This is a genomic window from Brachybacterium sacelli (assembly GCF_017876545.1).
Taxonomy (GTDB): Bacteria; Actinomycetota; Actinomycetes; order Actinomycetales; family Dermabacteraceae; genus Brachybacterium; species Brachybacterium sacelli.
This window is the reverse complement of record NZ_JAGIOD010000001.1, coordinates 2,551,647-2,574,407: the sequence shown is the minus strand read 5'-3', so window position 1 is coordinate 2,574,407 and position 22,761 is coordinate 2,551,647. Positions and strand designations below refer to the sequence as shown.

Sequence of the window (22,761 nt, the reverse complement as noted above, 5' to 3'; positions counted from 1 at the left end):
GGCCGCGCTCAGTGGCGCGGGTCCTCATCCCGTCCTCGCAAGCGGTCGAAGGCCCGCCGCTCCCGCTTGGTGGGGCGCCCGGTGCCGCGCTCACGGCGCGGGGGCGCGGCGGCGAGCTGCAGCGGTGGCTCCGGGCTGTGGTCCTCGTAGGCCTCCCGCGCGACCGGGTATCCCACCCGGGTGGTGAGGATCCTGGTGACGACCACGATCCGTTCGCGACCCGGCGAGCGCAGGCGCAGCTCGTCGCCGACGACGATCCGCTGCGCTGCCTTGGTCGGCTCCCCGTTACGCCGCACGTGGCCGGCACGGCAGGCGGCGGTGGCCGCGGAGCGGGTGGGCTGCAGCCGCGCACTCCACAGCCACACGTCCAGCCGCACGGACTGCGGGCCGGCGGTCTCGGGCGCCACGGCGGGCGGGGTCATAGGGCCGGCTCACGCACCAGCGGCCAGGGGTCGTGCTGCTCGAGCTGGGCGGCCAGCTGCAGCAGCAGCGCCTCGTCGCCGCGGCGGGTCGCTCCCAGCTGCACGCCGAAGGGCAGTTCGATCCCGTCGACCTGCTCGCGATGGATCGGCACGGACAGCGCGGCGTCGCCGGTCATGTTCCACGTGCTGGTCCATGGGGTGAACTCCCGCTGGGCATCGAAGTCGGCGGCGCCGTCGGCCAGCTGCAGCTGCCCGGGGAGGGCCGGCGGGCCGGACAGGGCGGGGGTGAGCACCGCGTCGAAGGGGGCGAAGGCCTCCGCGGTGCGGCGGGCCAGGGTCTGCACCCCGCCCAGGGCCAGGGCGAGGTCGACGCCGCTGTAGGTGCGGCCTCGCTCCCGCAGCCAGCGGGTGAGCTCGAGCAGCTGCTCCTCCTGCGGCCCGCTGAGCTCGAGGGTGGCGGCGCCGACGGTCCACAGCGGCATGAAGGCCGTCCAGTCCTCGGCGGTGAAGGGGGCGGGGATCGCCTCAGCGCTGTGGCCCAGTCCGGTCAGCGTCTCCACGGCGCGCTCGAGTCCGCGCAGGGCGGCGGGGTGGACCGTGGTCTCCGCCGCGAGCGGTTCCTCGAGCACGCCGATCCGCAGGGGCCCCGAGGGCTGCTCGATGGCGTCGAGGTAGCGGGAGGCACGGCGCGGCAGGGGCATGAAGTCCCCGGGCCGACCACCGGCCAGCAGATCGAGGCCCACGGCGACGTCGCGCACGCTGCGAGCGAGCACGCCGTCGGTCACCAGGCCCATCCCCTCGGTGGAGTACGGACCGACCGAGACCAGTCCGCGGGAGGGCTTCAGCCCGAGGACCCCGCAGCAGGCCGCGGGGATCCGGACCGACCCTCCCCCGTCGGAACCGTGCGCGAGGGGCACGATGCCCCGCGAGACCGCCGCCCCGGCGCCCCCGCTGGACCCGCCGGCGGTGCGCCGCAGATCCCAGGGAGTACGGGCCGGAGCACCGGTAGCGGGCTCGGTGTAGCAGGGCATGCCGAACTCGGGGGTGGTGGTCTTGCCGATGGTCACGGTGCCGGCCTCCAGGATCCGCTGGGCCACGCCATCGGTGACCTGCGCGATGTTCCCCCGCAGCGCGAGACTTCCGGCTTCAATGGGCTGCCCGGCGATCTGGGTGAGGTCCTTGATCGGCATCGGCACCCCCAGCAGCGGGGAGCGGGCGGCGAGCGCCTCGAGCTCCCCCGCGCGCCGGGCCGCGGTCAGGGACTCGGCGGCGTGGTGCGCTTGCTGACCGGAGAGCTCCTCGAGGAGGTGGGCGAAGGCGCCGACCTCGGCGCCCGCGATGCGGGCCGCCTCGAGGGTCCGCTCGGTGAGGTCGAGGGCATCGATCTCTCCGGTGCGGAGGGCGGCGGCGGTCGCCAGGGCGCCGCGGTCCCCGGGAGTCGTCGGCCCGGTCATGGACGTGCCCCGGCCCGTCCGCGGCTCTCCAGCGCGGCGCGTACGTGCTGGATGATCCCGGGGACGGCCTCGCTGATCTGGTCCCAGGCCAGATCGAAGCCGCTCTCGTCACCCCACCAGGGATCGCGGATACCGGTGTCCTCGACCGGTTCGGGGGCGAAGTCTCGCACCATGTGCAGCCGGCCGGCGAGCTCCCGTCCGCCGAGGCGGTGCAGCGGGCGGACGTGGTCGTGGTCCAGGGCGAGCACGAGATCGGCCTCGTGCAGGTCGGCGGCGCTCAGGTGCCGGGCACGATGCGCGGAGGGGTCGAGACCATGGGAGCGCAGGAGCGCCCCGGCGCGCGGGTCGATCGGATTGCCGACCTCCTCGCGGGTGGTGCCGACGGACGCGACCTCGACCTGTTCGCCGAGCCCGGCGCGCTCCAGGGCCTCGCGCAGGATGTACTCGGCCATCGGCGAGCGGCAGATGTTCCCGGTGCAGACCGTGAGGATGCGATAGGTCATCGGGTCGCCCTCCCCTCGTCCTCGGCGGGATCCTCGCGCAGGTCGGCGTGCTCGGGACGCTCGAGGATGCCCCGGGCGAACCAGCAGGTGGCCCGCACCCGGAGGCCGCGGTCGCGGGCGTCCTCCAGGGCGAAGCGGACCAGTGCGGTGCCGACACCGCGGCCCGAGCGCTCCGGCGCCACCACGGTCGAGCGGAGGTCGCGCACCGTGGTGCTCGCCACGCCGGCCCCGGCCGCCGGCGTCTCGTCGCCGTAGTAGAGGACACCGACCACCTCGGCGCCCTCGAGGGCCTCGTAGCGTTCACGGTCGTCGTCGTGGACCAGGCGCACCGCGCCCGGCCCGGCGGAGCTCTCATCCATGCCGGTCACGGTACACTGCCGCTCATGCCCGCGCCCCTGATCTGGCACATCACCGAACTGTCCGCCTGGGAGGCGGCGGTCCGGGAGGGCTCCTACACCCGGGCCACCCGGGATCGGGAGCTCGCCGACGTGGGATACATCCACGCCTCCTGGCCCGAGCAGGTCTCGATGGTCGCCAAACGCGTCTACCCCGACCGGCCGGCGGACCTCGTCATCCTCGAGATCGACGTGGCCCGGGTCGAGGCGGCCGGGGTCGCGGTGGACATCGAGGCCGACTCCGACGGTGCGGGGCGCGGTTATCCGCACATCAAGGGACCGCTGCCCGTCTCCGCCGTGCTGCGGCTGCGTCGCACCAAGTGGATCGGCCGCGAGTTCGTCGTCGTCGCCTGAGAGGCCGGCGCCCTCATGGCGTCCACAGCATCCCGAGACGTAGCATCGAGCATGGCCAGATCCTCACCGCGTGCCCGCTACCTCGACATCCACCCTGTCGACCCGCAGCAGCGTCTCGTCGACCAGGCCGTCGACGTGCTCCGTGACGGCGGTCTGATCGCGTACCCGACCGACTCCTGCTACGCCCTGGGCTGCTCCCTGGGAGCCGCCGAGGGGCTCGAGCGGATCCGTCGCATCCGCCAGGTCGACAAGAACCATCACTTCACCCTGGTGTGCGCGGACTTCGCCCAGCTGGGACAGTTCGTGATCGTCTCGAATCCGACGTTCCGCCTGGTCAAGAGCGCCACCCCGGGGCCGTACACGTTCATCCTGCCGGCCACCAAGGAGGTACCGCGCAGGATGGCGCACCCCAAGAAGCACACCGTGGGCGTGCGGATCCCCGACCATCGGGTCGCCCACGCGCTGGTGGAGACCCTCGGCGAGCCGATCGTCTCCTCGACGCTGCTGCTGCCCGGTCAGGAGGACCCGCCCTCGGAGGGCTGGGTGGTCCAGGACCTCCTCGGCGAGCAGGTCGACGTGATCATCGATTCCGGGGAGGTCGGCATCGAGCCGACGACGGTCGTGGATCTCTCGACCGGGGAGCTGGAGATCGCCCGCGAGGGCGCCGGGGACATCACCCGCTTCTGACCCTGCTTCCGGCACCCGCCCCGCCTCCGCGCGACCCGCTGCTGCGCGATCGGCTTCGTCTCAGCGCGCCTGCCCGGCCGGGTCGCCGCCTGCCGTCGGGCTCCTCCGCCGCCACCGGGTCTCCAGGACCCCGGAGAACAGCAGGATGCCGACCATGTATACAGGCACGATCCACAGGGCATAGCGCAGCGTGACCGCATCGCCCAGCGCCCCGACGATCGGCGGGGTGACGAAGAAGCCCAGCCGCGCGAACCAGCCCACGACGGTGATCCCGACCCCGTGCGGCACGCCCGGCATGTCGTCCGCCGCGCGGAAGGCGGAGGGGAACAGGGTCGCCACGCCCCACCCGGCGGCGGCGAAGCCGATCAGCGCGGTGGCCGGGTGGGGCAGCAGCAGGGCGAATCCCATGCCGAGGGCGCCGATCAGGGCGCCCAGGCGGGCGGTGGCGCGGTCCCCGATCCGGTCGACGACGGCGTCCCCGGTGAAGCGGCCGATCGTCTGTGCGCCCTGCAGGGCGACGAAGGCCATGCCGGCGAAGAAGGGCGTGGCCTCGAAGGTGGAGGTCATGAACAGCGCGCCCCAGGTGTTGCCGGCGTCCTCGGTGGAGCCGGCGAACACGAGCACCATGCCGAGCGCGGCGACGAGGCCGAGGGCGCGCAGACTCATCCCTGCGATCCGCAGGCCGCTCGGGGCGATCTGGGCGGGCACCTCCGCGCCGGAGCCGGCCGAGGGGCCCGCGGCCGCGGGCGCGCGCTCGGTGGCGTCGTGCCCGGGGAGCATGGAGCGCAGCGAGACCGCCGCGAGGACGCCGAAGACGACGAGCCCGAGCACACCCTGGACCCACAGGGGCAGGCCGATCTGCGCGAACGTCGAGCCGATCAGGCCGCCGGCGACCGCGCCGAGCGACCACCAACCGTGATAGCTGTTCATGATCGAGCGCCGGTAGCGCCGCTCTACCCGCATGCCGTGGGCGTTCATCGAGATGTCGGTGATGGAGTCGGCGGCCATGGCCAGCACGAGCGCGGCCGCGAGCCAGAGCCAGGAGCCGGAGAGGTACACGGCCAGGTGCGTGGTCGAGGCGACGAGCTGGGCGAGGACGGCGACCCGGGCCGAGCCGAAGCGCCGCATCAGCCCCGCAGCGCCGAGTCCGGCGATCAGTCCGCCGACCGGGCCGATGCCCACCGCGAGCCCGAAGGCGGTGTTGGACAGCCCGATGCTCTCGACCAGCTCAGGGTACCGCGGCATGATCGCGCAGAAGGAGGCGCCGTTGAGGAAGAACAGCAGGGAGATCGCCCACCGGGCCCGGCGCGCGTCGAGGGCGACGGCGGGGGTCTGCGGGCCACCGGTGGAGTGAACGTTCACGGGCACCTATTGTCCGGCAGCGGGCCCTGGATGCCAACCACCCGGGCCCGTCTGCGCGCCGCGCATCGTGGGCGGACGTACGCTGACGCCATGTCGACGCATATCGGTGCCTACTCCGACCAGATCGCCCCCTACGTGCTCATGCCCGGCGACCCGTACCGCGCCCGATGGATCGCCGAGACCTTCCTCGAGGACCCCGTCCAGTTCAACGATGTGCGCGGGATGCTCGGGTACACCGGCACCTACGCGGGCGTGCGCGTGTCCGTCCAGGGCTCCGGGATGGGACAACCCTCCCTGGCCATTTACGCCCAGGAGCTGTTCGCCGACCACGACGTGCAGGCCATCATCCGGGTGGGCACCTGCGGCGCGCTCTCCGAGCGGGTCTCGGTGCGCGATGTGATCCTCGGGGTGGCCGCTTCGACCGATTCCGCGATGAACGTCCCGCGGTTCCGCCACGTCTCCTACGCGCCGGCCGCCGATTTCGACCTGCTGCGGATCGCGTCCGACGTGGCCGAGGAGAAGCTGCTGCCCCTCGTCCCCGGGGGCCTGTTCTCCACCGATCAGTTCTACGACCCCGATCCCGCGGTCACCTCGACCCTCGCCGAGTACGGGGTGCTGGGCGTGGACATGGAGGCCGCCGCCCTCTACACCCTCGCCGCGCAGTTCTCCCGGAGGGCGCTGGCGCTGTGCACCGTCTCCGACCACCTGGTGACCGGGCAGGAGACCAGCGCGCACGAGCGTCAGGAGACCTTCGAGGACATGATCGTGGTGGCGCTGGAGTCGGTGGTCCGCTTGGAGGGAGCTCCCCGGAGCTGAGCGCGGACCCCTCGCGCGATCCGGCGGTCCTGCCGCTCCTGGAACGACTCGTGCCCGGCCGCCGTTCGGCGACCGGGCACGAGTCATGTCCAGGGGCGGATCAGGTGAGGAAGCGCGGCACCAGGTCGAAGGTGAGGTACAGCGCGAACAGGCACATGCCCAGCCCGACGACGAAGGTCACGGTCGTGAACAGGCTCATGACGTAGAGCCCGCCCGCGAAGAGCCCGAACAGCACGAGGAACAGCACGATGCTGAGCAGCAGGTTGTTACCGTGCGAGGTCTGGTTCTCCTCACGGCGCTCCGTGGTCTCGACGGTGCTCGTGACCTGCTCGTTGCTCATGGTGGTTCTTCCTCCGTGTCACCTGATCGTTCCGCCCGGTCCAGGTCTCGGACCGGGACGCGGACGGCCGATGCCATCTTAGACCAGTGAGGGGCGAGGTGCCGACTCGGCGCGGTGGCGGATCGCCGTCAGCAGGGACGCGAAGACCGCGTCGCCGTCGGCCCCGTCGATCTCGGGGTGCCACTGCACGGCGAGCACGCTGGACCCGGTCGAGGCCTCGACCGCCAGCGGCAGGGAGCTCTCGTGGCGGGCGACGACCCGCAGGTCGCCGGCCACAGCGGCGACGCCCTGGTGGTGGAAGGCGGTGACCTCGGCGCGGGTGCCGAGCGCGAGGGCGAGGTCGCTGTCCGCGTCGACGGAGGCCTCCACCCGGGTGGGCCGCTCCCCCGTCGCGGGATGCGCGGGAAGATCCACGGGCAGGTGGCGGTGGAGCTCGCCGCCCTCGGCGATCACGATGATCTGCAGACCGCGGCAGATGCCCAGCACCGGGACGTCGGCACGCCGGGCGGCGCGGTACAGGGCGGTCTCGAAGGCATCGCGCTGGGGGTCCGGGGTCATGTCGGTGGGCAGGGCGTTCCCGTCCCAGGCGGCGGGGTCGAGATCGGTGCCGCCGGTGAGGACCAGGCCGTCGAGCTCGGCGATCTCCTCGTCGCTCCACTCGTCCTGCGGGGCGAGGAGGACGGGGCGGGCGCCGGCCTCGCGGACCGCGCGGACGTAGTGCTCGGTGACCACCACGGCGTCATGGCCCGCCCAGGCGCCGGTCATCATGGTGCGCGTCCCTGCGGTCACGCCGATGAGCGGGCGACGGGTGGTGCGCTGCGCCATGATGGTGGTCCTTTCCGCGGGAATCCGTGCCGCCGGAGCCGGCGACAGGACACAGTCCATCCCGCGGAGAGGGGGCGTGACGAGCTATGTGGCTGAATATGACGGGAGCCGCGAACAACCACGGGGAGCCGCGAACAGCCGGAGAAAGCCAGGGGCGGCCGGCCCTGCGGCCGCAGCGCCCGGCAGCGCTCAGTGAGCCCCGAGGGGCGTCCGGTGGCGCTCCATGGCGGAGAGGTAGTACGCGCGCAGCTGCTCGGCGAGCACCGGCCAGGTGCGCTTGTGCACGCTCTCCAGCGCCGCCCGCCCGAAGGCTCGCCGCTTGGAGTCGTCGAACAGGAGGTCACCGGCCTGCTCCCGCAGCTCATCGAGCATCCCCGGGGTGTAGAGCCAGCCCGTGCGGCTGGGGGCGATGAGGTCGACGGGCCCGCCGCGGCGGGGAGCGATCACCGGCAGACCGGAGGCCATGGCCTCCTGGATGGTCTGCCCGAAGGTTTCGAGCTCACCGGGATGGATGAACAGGTCGGCGCTGGCGAGGTGGGCCGCGAGATCCGTCCCGGAGCGGAAGCCGGCGAAGCGGGCCCGGGGCATCCGGCGGCGCAGCGCCTCGCGATCGGGGCCGTCGCCGACGATCAGCAGCCGCACCCCCGGCATGTCGTGGATGACCTCGAGGTCCGCGACCTGCTTCTCCGGGGCGAGGCGGCCCATGTAGACCACGAGCTTCTCGTCGGGGTCCGCGTACCGTGCACGCAGCTCCGGATCGTGCAGGGAGGGCGAGAACAGCGAGGTGTCCACGCCGCGTCGCCACAGGTCCACCCGTTCGATGTCGTGCTCGATCAGCTCGTCACGGGTCCGGGTGGAGGGGGCGAGGGTGAGTGTGGCGCGATTGTGGACGTCGCGCAGGGCCCGCCAGGAGGCGCTCTCGAGGAACGGCATCCCGTAGCGGGCGGTGTACCCGGGGATGTCTGTCTGGAAGACCGCGACGGTGGGCACTCCCGCCTTCTGCGCGGCGACCACGGCCCGTCCGCCGAGGATGGTGGGCGAGGCGAGGTGGACGACGTCCGGCCGGAACTCCTCGATCCGGCGCCTCAGCGCGGCGGCGCTGGTGGCGGCGATCCGCACGGCGGAGTACCCGGGCAGCGGGGCCGACGGGACGCGATGCACCGGGACGACGCGGCCGCAGGCGGTGCGCACCGAGGTCTCGGCGCGCGGCCACTGCGGCGCGATGATCGCGAGCTCGTCGCCGGTGGCGGCGAAGTGATCGACGACGCGGAGCACCGAGTTGGTGACTCCGTTCATGTGGGGCAGGAACGATTCGGCTACGACGAGGATCCTCACGCCCTCGATCATCGTCCCCGCGAGCGGACTCGGTGCCACACCCGCGTGACAACTTCGCGACGTCGAGGTGAACACTTCGACGCCCCGGCGCTCCGAGGGTCGCGCTCAGAGCCGGCTGGAGGCGATCGCGGCGCCCTCGACCAGGGAGGAGAGCTTCGCCCAGGCGATCTGCGGGTGGATGCGTCCGCCCAGGCCGCAGTCGGTGGAGCCGATGACCCGCTCCGGGCCCACCGCCCGTGCGAAGCGCTCGAGGCGCTGGGCGACCAGCTCGGGATGCTCGACCACGTTGGTCGCGTGGGAGACGATGCCCGGCACGAGCACCTTGTCTTCGGGCAGCGCGAGGTCCTCCCACACGGTCCACTCGTGCTCATGGCGCACGTTGGCAGCCTCGAAGCTGTAGTACTTCGCGTCGATCTCGAGCAGCAGCGGCGCCAGATGGCGGAATTCGATGTCGGTGGTGTGGGGCCCGTGCCAGGAGCCCCAGCACAGGTGGAAGCGGGTCTGCTCGGTCGGGACGCCGGCCAGCGCGCGGTTCACCGCGTCGACCCGCTTGCGGGTGAAGGCGAGATAGTCCTCGACGCTCGGCTCGGGGTTGATCTGATCCCAGTTCTCGGCGATCGACGGGTCGTCGACCTGCACCGTGAGCCCGGCTGCGGCGATCGCCTCGTACTCGGGGCGCATCACCTCGACCCAGGCGTCGAGGAAGGCGTCGACGTCGCCGTAGTGGCCGTCGACGATGCGGCTGCCTGAGCCGGGCGAGAGGGAGTTGAGGAAGCCCTGCTCGTAGCCGGCGGATCCGAGGGCTGCCTGCACGTTCGTCACGTCCTGGGCGACCAGCTCGCGCCCGGTGTCCGAGTAGGCGATCTCGCCGGTCGCGACCGGGAAGGTGGGCTGGGAGCCGACGGTGACACCCGAGTTCGGGTCCTGGTAGGCCTCGGCGAAGATCGTCCAGTCGCGGCGGTCGGGGAAGGTGGTCAGGCGCACGTCGCCCGGGCCGGAGCGCACCGGCTCTCCGGAGAAGTGGTCGTCGCCGGTCAGCTCCAGGCCGCTGACGCGGTCGAAGATGTAGGACCACCACGAGCCGTAATTCACGGCCGAGCCCATCAGGTGCCCGTACTCCCCGTCGTTGGGGATCGAGATGCCGATCTCACGCTGCCTGGCGACCACGTCGACGACCGCCTGGCGCAGCACCTCGCGGAACTCGTCAGTGGGCGCGGGGGTCAGCCCGTCCTCGCCGACGGGGCGTGCCGCATTGGCGGCGATCAGCTCGGCGCTGCGAGGGAGGGAACCGGCATGGGTGGTGAGGATCTCGGTCATGGTACGAGGGTAGGAGCAGCGACGCCCCGGTTTGAAACCGGGGCGTCACAGCTGTTCACACGACTCGCGGGCTCAGTCCACCGGCCAGGTCGGCACCAGGTTCCGATCGCCGTGGGCCTGATCGATGCGACGCACCGGCGGCCAGTACTTCGACTGGATCCGCATCTGGGCGCTGTCGTGCGTCGACAGGTCCTCGGGGGTGGTCCAGCTGCCCGGATAGACGGCGACCTCCCGCGAGTAGGGGTGGGTCCACTCCCCCGTCGCGATCGACGCCGCGGTGTGCGGGGCGTTCACCAGCGGGTTGTCGTCCTTCGGCCAGGCGCCCTCGACGACCTCCTCGGCCTCCGCGGCGATCATCAGCATCGCGTCGACGAAGCGGTCGATCTCGGCGAGGTCCTCCGACTCCGTCGGCTCGATCATGAAGGTCCCGGCCACCGGGAACGACATGGTCGGGGCGTGGAACCCGTAGTCGATCAGGCGCTTGGCGACGTCATCGACGGTGATCCCGGTGCGCGCGGTGAAGGGGCGCAGGTCGACGATGCACTCGTGGGCGACCAGATCGTTCTCCCCGGTGTAGAGGATCTCGTAGGACTCGGCCAGTCGCCTGGCCATGTAGTTGGCGGCCAGCACCGCCGAGGCGGTCGCGTGCCGCAGCCCCTCAGGGCCCATCAGGCGGATGTAGGTCCACGAGATCGGCAGGATCGACGGGGAGCCGTACGGGGCCTGCGCGACCGGGGCGCCGCCGTGGGGCTGCGCCTGCTGGCCGAGAACCGGGTGCTCGACCTGCTGGATGGCGGGGTGGCCGGGCAGGAACGGGGCCAGATGGGCCTTGGCCGCCACCGGACCGACGCCCGGGCCACCACCGCCGTGGGGGATGCAGAACGTCTTGTGCAGGTTCAGGTGGGAGACGTCGCCGCCGAACTCGCCGGGGCGGGCGACCTGCAGCAGGGCGTTGAGGTTCGCGCCGTCGACGTAGACCTGACCGCCGGCGTCATGGACCAGCTGGCACACGGTGCGCACCTCCTCCTCGTACACGCCGTGCGTGGAGGGATAGGTGATCATCAGCGCGGCGAGCTCGTCGCCGTGGTCCTTGATCTTCTGCTTCAGGTCGTCGAGGTCGATGTTGCCCCGCGCGTCGGAGTCGACGACCACCACGCGCAGTCCGGCATTGACCGCTGACGCGGCGTTGGTGCCGTGGGCGGAGCTCGGCACCAGGCACACCTGGCGTCCGCTCTCGCCCCGGGAGGAGTGGTACGCCCGGATCGCGAGCAGTCCTGCGAACTCCCCCTGGGATCCGGCGTTGGGCTGCAGGGAGACGGTGTCGTAGCCGGTGAGGTCGGCCAGCCAGGTCTCCAGCTGGGTGATGAGCTCGAGGTAGCCGGTCACGTCCTCTCGCGGCGCGAAGGGGTGGACGGCGTTGAACCCGGCCCAGGAGATGCCGGCCATCTCGGTGGCGGCGTTGAGCTTCATGGTGCACGAGCCCAGCGGGATCATGCCGCGGTCCAGGGCGAAGTCGCGGTCCGCGAGCCGGCGCAGGTAGCGCATCATCGCGGTCTCGGAGCGGAAGGAGGAGAACACCGGATGGCGCAGGAACGGATCCTGGCGCGCCAGGGTCCCCCACTGCGCGCCGGAGGGCACTGCGGCGAGCTCGTGCCCGGGGTCCGGGGCGAAGCCGTCCAGGACCGCGGCGATCGCCCGCAGGTCTGAGTCGGTGACGGTCTCGTCGAGCGAGAGGTGGACGAGGTCGTCGCCGACGGTGTGCACGAGGTACCCGGCCTCGGCCGCCGCGGCGGCGATGTCCTGGGCGAGTCCGGTGGCCCGGATCTCGAGGGTGTCGAAGAAGGACTCCCCGGCCAGTTCGAAGCCGCTGCGCACGAGGTGGTCGGCCAGGGACGCGGTGCGGTCGGCGACGCGGCGTCCGATCCGCGTCAGCCCCTCGGGCCCGTGGTAGACGGCGTACATCGCGGCCATCACGGCGAGCAGCACCTGGGCGGTGGTGATGGAGCTGGTCGCCTTCTCGCGGCGGATGTGCTGCTCGCGGGTCTGCAGCGAGAGGCGGTAGGCGGAGTTGCCGTCGGCGTCGACCGAGACGCCCACCAGGCGGCCCGGCAGCTGCCGTTCGAGGCCCTTGCACACGGCGACGAAGCCGGCGTGGGGGCCGCCGAAGCCCAGCGGGATGCCGAAGCGCTGGGAGCTGCCGATCGTGACGTCCGCGCCGAGGGTGCCCGGGGAGGAGAGCATCGTCAGCGACAGCAGGTCGGTGGCGACGATCGCGACGGCCTTGGTGGCCCTGACCTCGGCGATCACTTCACTGGGGTCCCAGACGCGACCGGAGGCACCGGGGTATTGGATGAGCGCGCCGAAGTACTCGCCCTCGCCGACGCCGTCGGGGACGCCCTCGGTGGCGAAGTCGACCTCGCGCAGTTCGATGCCGAGCCCGTCGGTGCGACCGCGCAGCACGGCCTTGGTGGCGGGCAGGGCATCGGCGTCGACGAGGAAGACGTCGCCGTGGCGCTTGGCCGTGCGGCGGGCGAGCATCAGCGCCTCGGCGGCGGAGCTGGCCTCGTCGAGGGTGGAGGCGTTCGAGACGTCCATCCCGGTGAGATCGCAGATCATGGTCTGGAAGGTGAGCAGGGCCTCGAGGCGGCCCTGGGAGATCTCCGGCTGGTACGGGGTGTAGGCGGTGTACCAGGCGGGGTTCTCCAGCACGTTGCGCTGGATCACCGCAGGGGTGTGGGTGCCGTGGTACCCCAGGCCGATCAGGGAGCGGCGCACCGTGTTGCGATCGGCCAGCTGCTCCAGCTCGGCCAGGGCCGCGGGCTCGGTGACCCCCGCCGGGACCTCCGAGGCGGCGTCCCTCCCTTCGCTCTCCAGCAGGATCGCGCGGGGCACGGCCGCTTCCAGCATCTCGTCCAGGGTCTCGTAACCGAGGAGCTCGAGCATGCGGCGCTGCGCATCGGTGTCGGTGCCGACGTGGCGGCGGACGAAGGAGTCGTGCTCGTGCACGGGCGAATCGGTGGAGTCGGTCGGGTCGATCGCATCGGTCATGGTGGAGGGGTGCCCCTGGTCTCGCGGTTCTGGGTGGGTGCGTGCGCCCTGCGGCGGAGGTCAGGACTCGGTGAAGGCCTTGTAGTCCGCGGCGCTGAGCAGGTCCTCGGGCAGCGTCTCGAAGCTCGCCGTCAGCAGCCAGCCCTCGTCGAAGGGGGACGAGTTGACCAGCTCCGGGGTGTCGACGACGGCCTGGTTGATCTCGGTGACGGTGCCGGTGAGCGGGGAGAACAGGTCGGAGACGGACTTGGTGGACTCGATCTCGCCCATCTCGGAGCCGGCGATGAGGGCGTCATCGGTCTCGGGCAGATCGACGTAGACGACGTCGCCGAGCTGCTCGGCGGCATAGTCGGTCACGCCGATCACGGCCACGCCGTCGGAGACGACGCGGACCCACTCGTGGTCCTTGCTGTAGAGGAGCTCTGCGGTCATGGGGGTGGTCCTTCCTGGAGGGAGGTCGGGGTGGGGGGGTGTGCGGGGCGGACGAGCGGGTCAGGCGCGGGAGTAGAACGGCAGTGCCACGACCCGGACCGGGAGGTCCTTGCCGCGCACGTCGACGACGAGCTCGGTGCCCGCCTCGGAGAGATCGGGCCGCACGAAGGCCATCGCGATGGGGTGGCCGAGGGTCGGGGACAGCGCGCCGGAGCTCACGGTCCCGACGTCGGCGCCGTCGGGCCCGCGCACCGCGGAGCCGGCGCGGGCGGCGCGCCGCCCCTCGGCCACCAGGCCCACCAGCACCGGACGGTCCTCGACCTCGGCGTTCTCGATCGCTGCGCGGCCGACGAAGTCCCCCTTGGTCCTCAGCGCGGGGAGCCGGCCCATGCCCGACTGCGCCGGGTGCAGATCGCGGCCGAGCTCGTGGCCGTACAGCGGCATGCCCGCTTCGAGGCGGAGGGTGTCGCGGCAGGCCAGGCCGCAGGGGGTGAGATCGTCGCCGCCCGCAGCGGTCAGCTGTTCCCACAGGGAGGGAGCCAGGTCGGCGGGGACGTACAGCTCGAAGCCGTCCTCGCCGGTGTACCCGGTGCGGGCGATCAGGAGCTCCTGGCCCCGATAGGTGCCCGCGGCGAAGCGGTAGTTCCTCATCCCCGTGAGGTCCTCCGCGAGAAGTCCCTCGACTCCCGGATCCGTCCCCTCGAACCACCGCAGCAGGATCGCCTCGCTGCGCGGGCCCTGGACGGCGATCAGGGCGGTGCGCGCCGAGGCGTCCTCGACCTCCACGTCGAACCCGGCGGCGCGGGCGGTCAGCTCCTGGGCGTCGATCTCGGCGTTGGCGGCATTGGCGACCGTCAGGAAGTGGTCCTCGGCCAGGCGGTAGGTGATGACGTCATCGATCACACCGCCGTCCTCGGTCAGCAGCAGCGAGTACTTCGCGCGGCCGACGGACAGGGCGGACAGCTTCCCGGCGAGCGCATTGTCGAGGGCGTCGCCCGCCTGGGGGCCCCGCAGGTGGATCTCTCCCATGTGGCTGAGGTCGAACAGTCCCGCGCGCTCGCGGACCGCAGCGTGCTCGGCCAGGTCCGAGGCGTAGCGCACCGGCATCCGCCAGCCCGCGAAATCGGTGAAGGTCGCTCCCAGCGACTCGTGCGTCGCTTCCAGTGCCGTGCTGCGCAGGGCCTGCTCGACCATGGTGCTCCTTCTCGTCACGGGGCGGGATCGCCGCCCCTCGGCATCCGCGGCACGTTCCCGTGAGCCGGCAGTTCGCGGCACCTCGGCGTGCCGCAGGCCTCACCATACCGTCCGTCCCCGCCGCAGGAGGCACTCGGGCGCCGCGCCGTGGAAACCGCAGGCAACCGCCGGGGAGCCCGTGCGTGATCGCGCGCCGGCGGCCGGGAGCACCGGTGCGCACCTTGTACGGTGTAGCCGTGACGAAGGAAGGCACGAGCGACTGGCCGGTGCGCATACGCAGCCCACGGCTGGTGATCCGTCCGCCGGGCGACGAGGACCGAGCGGCGATGATCCGGCTGATGACCGATCCCGTCACCCGTGAGTACCTGGGCGGGTCGGTGGACTACGCCTCCCGCCAGGCCCTGGAGCTCTCCCCGCTGGGACTGAGCTGGGGCCGCTGGGCGCTCGCCCTGGCAGGCGACGACACCATGATCGGCTCGATCACGCTGGACTACGACCGCGATGAGCTCGAGCTGTCCTATGCGCTGCTGCCGGAGTGGACCGGGCAGGGCTTCGCCGCGGAGTCGTGCATCGCTCTGCTGTCCTGGGCGCGGTCCGAGCTCGAGGACGAGCACGTGATCGCGGTCAGCCAGACCCGCAACAAGCGCAGCGTCGCCCTGCTGCGCAAGCTCGGCTTCACCGTGCGCAAGGGGCTGGAGGAGTTCGGCGCCCAGCAGCTGCTGCTCGAGCGCTCGCTGACCGAGCCGCTTCCGCAGCAGGCGCGAGCGCTGCAGACGGAAGCCGATCCGCCGCCACCCACCCGGCGCTGAACGGCTCGGGTCCCGGGCCAGCCTTCAGCCGCGGGCGACGGGACAGCTCATGCAGCGCGGTCCGCCGCGGCCCCGGCCGAGCTCGTCCCCGGCGAACTCCAGCACCTCCACGCCCTGCGAGCGCAGGTACTCGTTGGTCGCCGCCGCCCGCTCGTAGGCCACCACGCGACCCGGGGAGATCGCCAGCACGTTGCAGCCGTCGTCCCACTGCTCGCGGGCTGCGGTGTACGGGTCCAGCGGAGGGCTGAGCACCCTCAGGCGGTCGACTCCGAGCCCCCGCGCGAGCACGGCGTCCATCTCGTCGGCCGCCCGGGCGCGCGAGACGAGCCGGCCGGCGGGGCGCCGGATCTCGAAGGTCTCGAGCGACCCCAGCGGGCCGTAGCGCAGCATCGACTCCTGGTCGACGACGCTGGTGACGGTGTCCAGGTGCATCATCGAACGCCGGTGCGGCAGGGCGATCGCTATCACCCGCTCGACGGGGCCGTGCTCGAGCAGGTCGGCGGCGAGCCGCTCGACTCCCACGGCGCTGGTCCGTTCCGAGAGTCCCACGGCCACCACCTGCGGCGACAGCACCATCACGTCTCCACCCTCGACGGTGGCGGCCCCGGCTCCGTCCCGGCCCAGCAGGCGTCGTGGGGCGGCGGGCCCGGCGAAGGAGGGGTGGTGGCGGTAGATCGCCTCCAGATGCAGGCTCTCGCGGCGCCGGGCGCCGTGACGCATGGGGCTGACCGAGACCATGTCGCCGATCCAGGCCGAGGGGTCGCGGGTGAACAGGTGGTTGGGCAGCGGATCCAGCACGAGGTGCTCCTCGGCCACCCGCTGCAGCGCGATCGAGCGGGGACTGACCCCCAGCCCGCGCACCTCCGCGACCGTGATCCCCGCGATCATCACCTCCGCCAGCCGCGTCGAGGGCATCTCGCCGAGCGCCTCGGTGAGGTCCTGCACGGCGATGTCGCCGAGCACCGCAGGATCCAGCGCCCGCTCCAGCAGCTCGCCGCGCACGTGCGGGATCTCCAGGAGATCGGTGAGCAGCTCCGTCAGCTCGAGCACCTCGACGCCCTCGGCCCGCAGCAGGTCGGAGAACTCCTGGTGCTGGGCCTCGGCACGCCCGCGCCAGAGCACCTCGTCGAAGAGGAACTCCTCCCGCGAGTCCGGGGTGAGGCGTTCGAGCTCCGGGCCGGGCCGATGGACGATCACCCGGCGCAGATCAGAGATCTCGTCGTGCACTCCGGAGGGCGCGGTGGGCGCAGCGGACATAGAAGACTCTCCTCCTCGAGACGTCTGGGGGGTCCGCACGCTAACAGAGACCACCACCTGCTCCTCCCCCGGCTCTGATCGCTACGCTGGTGGTGTCCGCTCCCGACCTTCGCAGGAGGCCTCCATGAGCCCGCAGTCCGTTCCCGCTCTGTCCATCCCCACCACGTCTCTGGCCGACGGCTCCTCGTTCCCGCTGATCGGCTTCGGCACCAGCAGCATGAAGGGCCGCGGCGCGGTCGACGGGATCGCTGCGGCGCTGGGGGCGGGCTACCGCCTGCTCGACACCGCCGCGCAGTACGGCAACGAGGCGTCCGTCGGCGAGGCCGTGCGCGTCAGCGGCGTCGATCCCGACGAGGTGCTCGTGACCACCAAGATCGCCGGCGGGGACCAGGGTCGCGAGGCCGCCCGCACCGGGTACCTCGAGTCCCTGCGCCGCCTCGGGCTCGAGCGCGCCGCCCTGGTGCTGATCCACTGGCCCAATCCCTCGCGCGGACTGGCCCTGGAGACCTGGCGGACGCTGATCGACCTCAAGGAGGAGGGAAGGGCCCTGCACATCGGGGTCTCGAACTTCCGTCCCGAGCAGCTCCAGGAGCTGTTCGACGCCACCGGCATGTGGCCCGAGGTGAATCAGGTCCAGCTCTCCCCCGCGCTGCAGCGTCCCGAGGCGGTGGACTTCCACCGCGAGCACGGGATCCTCACCGAGGCCTGGGGCCCGCTCGGAGGCCGGGAGGGCCTGGATGCGCAGTTCGCGCTGCGTCGGGTCGCCGAGAAGCACGGCGCGAGCGCCTCCCAGATCTCGCTGCGCTGGGCGGTGGACCAGGGCATCGTGGTGATCCCGAAGTCCTCGGACCCGCAGCGTCAGCGGGACAATGCGACCCTGGACCACGTGCGTCTCGACGATGCCGACCGTGAACTGCTGGCCACGCTCGACCTCGGCGAGGACGCGGCCTGGGACTCGCGCGAGCACGAGGAGTGGTGAGGCCGACGGGCCGCTTCTCCCCCGGCCCGGAGCACCAGGAGATCGTCTTCCTCACCGGCTCGGGGATCAGCGCCCGCACCGGGCTGGGGACCTTCCGCGGGCCCGACGGGCTGTGGGCCCTGGAACCCGAGACGGAAGAGGCGATGCACGCCGAGCTGCTGCCGGGGTCGCTGCCGCAGCTGTGGAGTGTCTGGGGCCGGATGGCGCAGATCGCCGCGGAGCACGGCCCCACCCCGGGGCACCGGGCGATCGCCCGCCTGGGCGCGCCGGTGATCACGCAGAACATCGATGGTCTGCACCAGGCGGCCGGCAGCGAGGTCGTCGCCGAGCTGCACGGCAGTGCCCTGCACGCGGTGTGCCTCGACCCGGACTGCCGCTGGCGGGATCATCTGGTGCCGGGCACCGGGCCCCGCCCGGAGGATCACGGGGTGCCCGCTGCCTGCCCCAGGTGCGGCGCGCCCACCCGGCCGGACGTGGTGCTGTTCGACGAGATGCTGCCCCCGGACGCCCTCGAGCTGGGGATGCGCCTGGCGCAGCGGGCGGACCTGTTCGTCGCCGTCGGCACCAGCGGGACGGTCTTCCCGGCGGCGCAGCTGGCGCCCCTGGCCAAGGCCCACGGGGCGACGACCGTGCTGGTGGACGTCGCGCCGCCGCTCGATCCCTCCCTGCGCGCGGCCTTCGACCACGTGATCGCCGAGGACGCCCACGAGGTGCTGCCCGACTGGGAGCGCAGCCTGCACCACGTCGGCGGGACCTCCTTCCTCGACCCCTTCTGAGGGACTCAGATCCAGATCGCAGGATCCATCTGCTCCTCGGGATGGGCGGCCTCGATACGCACCGTCGCCGGGATCCCGACCGCGGTGGCGAGCGCCGGGACGTCCTTGACGACCACGGCATTGGCACCGATCTGGGCGCCCTGGCCGATCACGACGGGTCCGATCACGCGCGCGCCGGCACCGATCGTCGCCCCGTCCTCGACCGTGGGGTGGCGTTTGGTGCGCTCCATGGAACGGCCCCCGAGGGTCACGCCGTGGTACAGCATCACGTCGTCACCGATCTCGGCGGTCTCGCCGATCACCACGCCCATGCCGTGATCGATGAAGAAGCGGCGTCCGATGGTGGCGCCGGGGTGGATCTCGACCCCGGTGATCGACCGTGCCCCCTGCGCGATGACCAGCGCAGGGCGGGTCGCTCCACGCGCCCAGAGCCGGTGGGCGAGGCGGTAGGTCCAGATCGCGTGCATCCCCGGCGAGGTCAGCAGCAGCGCGAGGTCATCGGTGGCTGCCGGGTCGCGTCTGTGGGCCGCCGCGACGTCCTCCCGGAGCGTCGCGACGGTGCCCAGCACACGATCGGCGAGCGCGCCGATCAGCCCGCTCATCGCCGCGTTCAGTCCGCGTACTCGGCGAACAGCGGGGTGGAGAGGTAACGCTCGCCGAAGTCCGGCAGCACCACCACGATGGTCTTGCCGGCGAACTCCTCCCGGGCGCCGACCCGGGCGGCGGCCTCGATCGCGGCGCCGGAGGAGATCCCCACCAGCAGGCCCTCGCTGCGGGCCACGGAGCGGGCCCGCTCCATCGAGGTCTCGGCGTCGATGTCGACGACCTCGTCATAGATCTCGCGGTCCAGGATGGAGGGCACGAAGTTCGCGCCCAGGCCCTGGATCTTGTGCGGGCCCGGAGCCCCGCCGGTCAGGATCGCGGACTCCTCGGGCTCGACCGCGATGATCTTCACCTCGCCCTTGCGCTCCTTGAGCACCTGGCCGACGCCGGAAATGGTGCCGCCGGTGCCGATGCCGGCGACCACGACGTCTACCGCGCCTTCGGTGTCGTTCCAGATCTCCTCGGCGGTGGTGCGGCGGTGCACGTCCACATTGGCCGGGTTGTCGAACTGCTTGACCTGGACCGCTCCGGTCTCGGCGGCGATCTCCTCGGCCTTCTCGACCGCACCCTTCATGCCCTGGGCGGGCTCGGTGAGGACCAGTTCGGCACCGAAGGCGCGCAGCAGCATGCGGCGCTCCTTCGACATCGAGGAGGGCATCGCGAGGACGACCTTGTACCCACGGGAACTGCCGATCATGGCCAGGGCGATCCCGGTGTTGCCGCTGGTGGCCTCGACGATGGTGCCGCCCGGCTGCAGCTGCCCGGACTCCTCGGCGGCGTCGATCATCGCCGCGCCGATGCGGTCCTTGACGGAGTTGGCGGGGTTGTAGAACTCGAGCTTGGCCAGCACCGTGGCCTTGACCTCGTCGCCCAGCCGGTTGAGTCGGACCAGCGGGGTGCCGCCGACCAGCTCGGAGACGTTCTCGTACACAGGCATGCTTCCTCCTCGAAGGGCGGATCACGATCGGCGTGACCCAAAAGGTGCGCTTGGGATGATCATAACCGGCCCGGTCCGAGGGTCGTCCAATCGGGGTTCTCCCCCCGGACACCCGCCGACACGCCACCCAACTCTCGACGGAGGTCGAAGGGCTCCGGGCCACCTCCACCCTAGTCTCGGGGGTATGGCGTCCTCCCTCGTGACCCGCACCCCGCCGCTCGATCGGCTCCTCCAGCGATCGGGCGCGCTGCTCGCGCTGATCCTGGCCCTGGTGCTCGCGCTGCAGGTGATGCCGCCGCAGCCGGCGCACGCCGTCCCGCCGAGCTCGGTGACCGTCACCGACACCACCGGCGAGGTCGACCCCGAACTGCTCCAGGCACGCCTGAAGGAGATCGACTTCCGTGAGGACGTGCAGCTCGCGGTCGTGGTGCTCGACGTCACCGAGTACGACTCGGATCCCGCCCAGGACACCGCGCTGAACGATGCGGTGCTGGCCCATGCCCGTGACACCGCCCCCGAGCTGCTCTCCGAGGACGGCGAGCACTGGGCGGAGGGGACCGTGCTCCTCGCCCTGGATCCGACGCATCGGTTCCTGGGCACCTACGGCGGCGAGGAAGTGGCCCTCGACGAGGGTGGGTTCGAAGCCGTCCAGGATGCCATGCGCGACGACGCGGCCGACGGGAGATGGGCCGACGCCCTCGAGGCGGGGACCCAGAAGTACGCCGGTCTGCTGGATCGGCCGTGGTGGCGGCATCCCGCCGTGATGACGGTCGCCGCCGTGGTGGTCGGGGTCGTCCTGGTCCTCGGCGGCGGCGCCCTGGCCGGTCGGCGCACGGCCCGGCGCCGGGCCGACTCCGCGCTGGCCCGCTACGAGGACGTCCAGCAGCGGCGCGTGCAGACCGATGCCGCCGCCCGGTCGCTGCCGACGACCTCTCCCTATGCCCACGCGGTGCTGGTGGCCCACCAGGACTTCCAGCAGCGCCTGGAGAAGGTCGAGGAGATGCACGACCACCTCCCCGCACCTCAGCAGCGCGGATGGGCCTGGGGACTGGCAGGGACGGAGCGGAAGCTGGCCCGCAGCTTCGAGGGGACGGTCCGCCATCTCGATGAGGCCGACGACGACATCATCGCCACCAGCGACCTGCTGCGGCGCAGCGGTGGCTGGCGCACGGCCTGGGAGCGCGAGCTGCGCCCGCTGCGGGACTCCCTCAGCGCCCTCGATGGCGCGCTAGCCGGCGAACTGGCCGGGGAAGAGGTCACGGAGGACGAAGGGGGCGTCTCCGAGCAGGAGGCCGCTGCCGCCTCCGAGGTGCGCGAGCTCGGCGGGGACATCGCCGTCGAACTGGACTCGCTGACCGGCCAGCTGGAGGCGGACCGGATCGACCCCGACTCCGCCCTGGAGCGCCTCGACACCCTGACCCGGGAGCTCTCGGCGGCCGTCACCCGCCTGCGCAGCGGGCGCATCTCCCGGATGGCGTCCGACGACGAGGAGCGGGAGCTGCTGGAGGGGGCCGCGGCGGACGTCGAGGAGCGCGGCTACCGCTCGGTGCGCGGGCGGCGCCATGCGCTCGAGCACGAGGCGAGCGATTCCGCGGACGTCTTCTGGACCCTCAGCCCGCTGCTGTGGTATTCGAACTGGTCCACGCAGTCCGCGACGGCGCTGGAGACGCACCGCAATCCGTCGGCCGCGAGCGGCGGCGGCAGCACCGCGGGCTACTCGGCCGCCGCCGGCGGCTTCTCGGGGGCCGGCAGCTCGAGCCGGTTCTGAGGCCTGTCCCTGCCCGCCCCGCCGCACGGTCGGCACGCGTCAGCGGGTCAGTAGACCATCCCCATCACCTCGCGCACCCGTGCGAGCGTGGCATCGGCGACCTCGTTGGCCCGCTCGTTGCCCGCCCGCAGCACGGAGAACAGGTACCCGGGGTCCTGCTCGAGCTCGCGGCGACGCGCGCGGATCGGTGCCAGATGCTCGTTGAGCACCTCGGCCGTCATCACCTTCAAGGTGCCCGAACCCTTGTCGCCGATCTCCTCGGCGATCTCCTCGGGTGAGCGGCCCCGGCACTGGGCGGCGATGGTCAGCAGGTTCGCGACCTCCGGACGACCCTCCGGGTCGTAGGTGATCACGCGCTCGGAGTCCGTCTTGGCCTTCTTGATCTTCTTGGCGGTCTCCGCCTCGTCCATCCGCAGCATCACGGTGTTGCCACGGGACTTGCTCATCTTGCTCTCGCCGTCCAGGCCCAGGATCGTCGGGGCGTCGGACAGCAGCGCGTCGGGCTCGGCGAAGACCTCCTCGCCGCCCCCGTAGCGCTCGTTGAAGCGCCGGGCGATGACTCGCGTCTGCTCGAGGTGGGGCAGCTGGTCCCGTCCCACCGGCACCACATTGCCCCCGCAGAACAGGATGTCGGCGGCCTGGTGGACGGGATAGGTCAGCAGCAGCCCGCCCATGGCGGACTTCCCGGCCGCGGCGAGCTCCGCCTTCACGGTGGGGTTGCGCTCCAGCTCGGGCTGGGTGACCAGCGAGAGGAAGGGCAGCATCAGCTGGTTCAGCGCGGGCACCGCGGAGTGCGCGAAGAAGGTGGACCGCTCGGGGTCGAGGCCCACGGCGAGATAGTCGGTCAGCAGCTCGCGCACGGAGCCCGTGATGTCCCCGACCACCTCACGGTCGGTGATGACCTGGTAGTCGGCGACCAGCACCCAGGTCTCGATGCCGGCGTCCTGGAGGTGGACCCGGTTGCGCAGCGAGCCGAAGTAGTGCCCGATGTGCAGCGCGCCGGTGGGACGGTCGCCGGTGAGCATGCGCAGACCCGAGGGGTCGGAGGCGATCTTCGCCCAGACCGCGTCGCTGCGGGTCCTGGCGGTGTCATAGCTGCTGCGGGAGATGATCGGTTCGCTCACCCGTCCATGCTAGCGGCCGCGCGT

23 protein-coding genes are annotated in these 22,761 nt (G+C 72.0%); 7 read left to right on the top strand and 16 right to left on the bottom strand.

From position 1 onward, the window contains the following. Positions 1–8 precede the first annotated feature (8 nt). Genes JOF43_RS11610 through JOF43_RS11595 form a run of 4 tightly spaced genes read right to left on the bottom strand, consistent with a single transcriptional unit; the run spans position 9 to position 2,738 of the window. The gene (locus JOF43_RS11610) at positions 9–422 is read right to left on the bottom strand and encodes an RNA-binding S4 domain-containing protein (protein ID WP_209902184.1); all 414 of its coding nucleotides are present in this window, start codon (positions 420–422) and stop codon (positions 9–11) included. Then, entirely contained in the window at positions 419–1,876 is a 1,458-nt protein-coding gene (locus tag JOF43_RS11605; protein WP_209902182.1) for an amidase, read from the bottom strand. The genes JOF43_RS11610 and JOF43_RS11605 overlap by 4 nt, the downstream gene beginning before the upstream one ends. Then, a complete protein-coding gene (locus tag JOF43_RS11600) occupies positions 1,873–2,379 on the bottom strand; it encodes a low molecular weight protein-tyrosine-phosphatase (protein ID WP_209902180.1) in 507 nt (168 codons plus the stop codon). Before JOF43_RS11600 ends, JOF43_RS11605 begins: the two co-directional genes overlap by 4 nt. Next, positions 2,376–2,738, bottom strand: coding sequence for a GNAT family N-acetyltransferase (locus tag JOF43_RS11595; RefSeq protein WP_209902178.1), 363 nt, complete (start codon positions 2,736–2,738; stop codon positions 2,376–2,378). Before JOF43_RS11595 ends, JOF43_RS11600 begins: the two co-directional genes overlap by 4 nt. A 24-nt stretch (positions 2,739–2,762) precedes the next feature. Between JOF43_RS11595 and JOF43_RS11590 the strand changes: the two genes are divergently transcribed. Together JOF43_RS11590 and JOF43_RS11585 are read left to right on the top strand one after the other, a co-directional pair. Next, the gene (locus JOF43_RS11590) at positions 2,763–3,128 is read left to right on the top strand and encodes a DUF952 domain-containing protein (protein WP_209902177.1); all 366 of its coding nucleotides are present in this window, start codon (positions 2,763–2,765) and stop codon (positions 3,126–3,128) included. A 51-nt stretch (positions 3,129–3,179) separates the two neighbouring features. Then, the gene (locus JOF43_RS11585; RefSeq protein WP_209902175.1) at positions 3,180–3,815 is read left to right on the top strand and encodes an L-threonylcarbamoyladenylate synthase; all 636 of its coding nucleotides are present in this window, start codon (positions 3,180–3,182) and stop codon (positions 3,813–3,815) included. A 60-nt stretch (positions 3,816–3,875) separates the two neighbouring features. Here JOF43_RS11585 and JOF43_RS11580 read toward each other — a convergent pair whose 3' ends face one another. Then, positions 3,876–5,177: an MFS transporter gene (locus JOF43_RS11580; RefSeq protein WP_209902173.1), complete on the bottom strand. Its 1,302-nt coding sequence runs from the start codon at positions 5,175–5,177 to the stop codon at positions 3,876–3,878. 90 nt (positions 5,178–5,267) lie between these two features. Here JOF43_RS11580 and deoD point away from each other — a divergent pair, with 90 nt between their 5' ends. Beyond that, positions 5,268–5,993, top strand: coding sequence for a purine-nucleoside phosphorylase (deoD, locus tag JOF43_RS11575; RefSeq protein ID WP_209902171.1), 726 nt, complete (start codon positions 5,268–5,270; stop codon positions 5,991–5,993). 100 nt (positions 5,994–6,093) lie between these two features. On the opposite strand, the gene JOF43_RS11570 is transcribed toward deoD, so the two are convergent. From JOF43_RS11570 to gcvT, 7 genes are all read right to left on the bottom strand, one after another. Next, complete coding sequence (locus JOF43_RS11570; RefSeq protein ID WP_209902169.1) at positions 6,094–6,333, bottom strand: hypothetical protein; 240 nt, start codon at positions 6,331–6,333, stop codon at positions 6,094–6,096. Positions 6,334–6,411: 78 nt separating this feature from the next. Beyond that, positions 6,412–7,158, bottom strand: a complete 747-nt coding sequence (locus JOF43_RS11565; protein WP_209902167.1) for a gamma-glutamyl-gamma-aminobutyrate hydrolase family protein — start codon at positions 7,156–7,158, stop codon at positions 6,412–6,414. A gap of 189 nt (positions 7,159–7,347) precedes the next feature. Continuing rightward, on the bottom strand, positions 7,348–8,493 hold the full coding sequence (locus JOF43_RS11560; protein ID WP_209902165.1) for a glycosyltransferase family 4 protein: 1,146 nt from the start codon (positions 8,491–8,493) through the stop codon (positions 7,348–7,350). A 105-nt stretch (positions 8,494–8,598) separates the two neighbouring features. Next, positions 8,599–9,810 carry a cobalamin-independent methionine synthase II family protein gene (locus JOF43_RS11555; RefSeq protein ID WP_209902163.1) on the bottom strand — a complete coding sequence of 404 codons (1,212 nt, stop codon included), beginning with the start codon at positions 9,808–9,810 and terminating at the stop codon, positions 8,599–8,601. Positions 9,811–9,882: 72 nt separating this feature from the next. Then, positions 9,883–12,858, bottom strand: a complete 2,976-nt coding sequence (gene gcvP / locus JOF43_RS11550) for an aminomethyl-transferring glycine dehydrogenase (protein WP_209902161.1) — start codon at positions 12,856–12,858, stop codon at positions 9,883–9,885. A 60-nt stretch (positions 12,859–12,918) separates the two neighbouring features. Beyond that, positions 12,919–13,290 carry a glycine cleavage system protein GcvH gene (gcvH, locus tag JOF43_RS11545; RefSeq protein ID WP_209902159.1) on the bottom strand — a complete coding sequence of 124 codons (372 nt, stop codon included), beginning with the start codon at positions 13,288–13,290 and terminating at the stop codon, positions 12,919–12,921. Positions 13,291–13,350: 60 nt separating this feature from the next. After that, positions 13,351–14,484, bottom strand: a complete 1,134-nt coding sequence (gcvT, locus tag JOF43_RS11540; RefSeq protein WP_209902157.1) for a glycine cleavage system aminomethyltransferase GcvT — start codon at positions 14,482–14,484, stop codon at positions 13,351–13,353. A gap of 236 nt (positions 14,485–14,720) precedes the next feature. Here gcvT and JOF43_RS11535 point away from each other — a divergent pair, with 236 nt between their 5' ends. Beyond that, positions 14,721–15,293 carry a GNAT family N-acetyltransferase gene (locus JOF43_RS11535; protein ID WP_342592159.1) on the top strand — a complete coding sequence of 191 codons (573 nt, stop codon included), beginning with the start codon at positions 14,721–14,723 and terminating at the stop codon, positions 15,291–15,293. Between the two features lie 24 nt (positions 15,294–15,317). On the opposite strand, the gene JOF43_RS11530 is transcribed toward JOF43_RS11535, so the two are convergent. After that, on the bottom strand, positions 15,318–16,550 hold the full coding sequence (locus JOF43_RS11530; RefSeq protein WP_209902155.1) for an arginine deiminase: 1,233 nt from the start codon (positions 16,548–16,550) through the stop codon (positions 15,318–15,320). 124 nt (positions 16,551–16,674) lie between these two features. Here JOF43_RS11530 and JOF43_RS11525 point away from each other — a divergent pair, with 124 nt between their 5' ends. Together JOF43_RS11525 and JOF43_RS11520 are read left to right on the top strand one after the other, a co-directional pair. Then, complete coding sequence (locus JOF43_RS11525) at positions 16,675–17,529, top strand: aldo/keto reductase (protein WP_209902153.1); 855 nt, start codon at positions 16,675–16,677, stop codon at positions 17,527–17,529. Next, positions 17,526–18,305 (top strand): SIR2 family NAD-dependent protein deacylase, encoded by a 780-nt coding sequence (locus JOF43_RS11520; RefSeq protein ID WP_209902151.1) that lies wholly within the window; start codon positions 17,526–17,528, stop codon positions 18,303–18,305. Before JOF43_RS11525 ends, JOF43_RS11520 begins: the two co-directional genes overlap by 4 nt. Before the next feature lie 5 nt (positions 18,306–18,310). On the opposite strand, the gene epsC is transcribed toward JOF43_RS11520, so the two are convergent. Both epsC and cysK read right to left on the bottom strand, forming a co-directional pair. Further along, positions 18,311–18,907, bottom strand: coding sequence for a serine O-acetyltransferase EpsC (gene epsC, locus JOF43_RS11515; RefSeq protein WP_209902149.1), 597 nt, complete (start codon positions 18,905–18,907; stop codon positions 18,311–18,313). 8 nt (positions 18,908–18,915) lie between these two features. Further along, positions 18,916–19,845: a cysteine synthase A gene (gene cysK, locus JOF43_RS11510; RefSeq protein ID WP_209902147.1), complete on the bottom strand. Its 930-nt coding sequence runs from the start codon at positions 19,843–19,845 to the stop codon at positions 18,916–18,918. 184 nt (positions 19,846–20,029) lie between these two features. Between cysK and JOF43_RS11505 the strand changes: the two genes are divergently transcribed. After that, positions 20,030–21,613, top strand: coding sequence for a DUF5129 domain-containing protein (locus JOF43_RS11505; protein ID WP_209902145.1), 1,584 nt, complete (start codon positions 20,030–20,032; stop codon positions 21,611–21,613). A gap of 47 nt (positions 21,614–21,660) precedes the next feature. Here the strand turns inward: JOF43_RS11505 and trpS are convergent, their stop codons facing one another. Next, positions 21,661–22,737: a tryptophan--tRNA ligase gene (gene trpS / locus JOF43_RS11500; RefSeq protein WP_209902143.1), complete on the bottom strand. Its 1,077-nt coding sequence runs from the start codon at positions 22,735–22,737 to the stop codon at positions 21,661–21,663. Between the last annotated feature and the right edge of the window lie 24 nt (positions 22,738–22,761).

Coding starts and splice junctions, on each gene's coding strand:
- JOF43_RS11610 (WP_209902184.1), bottom strand. CDS start 422: ATGACCCCGCCCGCCGTGGCGCCCGAGACCGCCGGCCCGCAGTCCGTG.
- JOF43_RS11605 (WP_209902182.1), bottom strand. CDS start 1,876: ATGACCGGGCCGACGACTCCCGGGGACCGCGGCGCCCTGGCGACCGCC.
- JOF43_RS11600 (WP_209902180.1), bottom strand. CDS start 2,379: ATGACCTATCGCATCCTCACGGTCTGCACCGGGAACATCTGCCGCTCG.
- JOF43_RS11595 (WP_209902178.1), bottom strand. CDS start 2,738: ATGGATGAGAGCTCCGCCGGGCCGGGCGCGGTGCGCCTGGTCCACGAC.
- JOF43_RS11590 (WP_209902177.1), top strand. CDS start 2,763: ATGCCCGCGCCCCTGATCTGGCACATCACCGAACTGTCCGCCTGGGAG.
- JOF43_RS11585 (WP_209902175.1), top strand. CDS start 3,180: ATGGCCAGATCCTCACCGCGTGCCCGCTACCTCGACATCCACCCTGTC.
- deoD (WP_209902171.1), top strand. CDS start 5,268: ATGTCGACGCATATCGGTGCCTACTCCGACCAGATCGCCCCCTACGTG.
- JOF43_RS11570 (WP_209902169.1), bottom strand. CDS start 6,333: ATGAGCAACGAGCAGGTCACGAGCACCGTCGAGACCACGGAGCGCCGT.
- JOF43_RS11565 (WP_209902167.1), bottom strand. CDS start 7,158: ATGGCGCAGCGCACCACCCGTCGCCCGCTCATCGGCGTGACCGCAGGG.
- JOF43_RS11555 (WP_209902163.1), bottom strand. CDS start 9,810: ATGACCGAGATCCTCACCACCCATGCCGGTTCCCTCCCTCGCAGCGCC.
- gcvP (WP_209902161.1), bottom strand. CDS start 12,858: ATGACCGATGCGATCGACCCGACCGACTCCACCGATTCGCCCGTGCAC.
- gcvH (WP_209902159.1), bottom strand. CDS start 13,290: ATGACCGCAGAGCTCCTCTACAGCAAGGACCACGAGTGGGTCCGCGTC.
- gcvT (WP_209902157.1), bottom strand. CDS start 14,484: ATGGTCGAGCAGGCCCTGCGCAGCACGGCACTGGAAGCGACGCACGAG.
- JOF43_RS11530 (WP_209902155.1), bottom strand. CDS start 16,550: ATGTCCGCTGCGCCCACCGCGCCCTCCGGAGTGCACGACGAGATCTCT.
- JOF43_RS11525 (WP_209902153.1), top strand. CDS start 16,675: ATGAGCCCGCAGTCCGTTCCCGCTCTGTCCATCCCCACCACGTCTCTG.
- epsC (WP_209902149.1), bottom strand. CDS start 18,907: ATGAGCGGGCTGATCGGCGCGCTCGCCGATCGTGTGCTGGGCACCGTC.
- cysK (WP_209902147.1), bottom strand. CDS start 19,845: ATGCCTGTGTACGAGAACGTCTCCGAGCTGGTCGGCGGCACCCCGCTG.
- JOF43_RS11505 (WP_209902145.1), top strand. CDS start 20,030: ATGGCGTCCTCCCTCGTGACCCGCACCCCGCCGCTCGATCGGCTCCTC.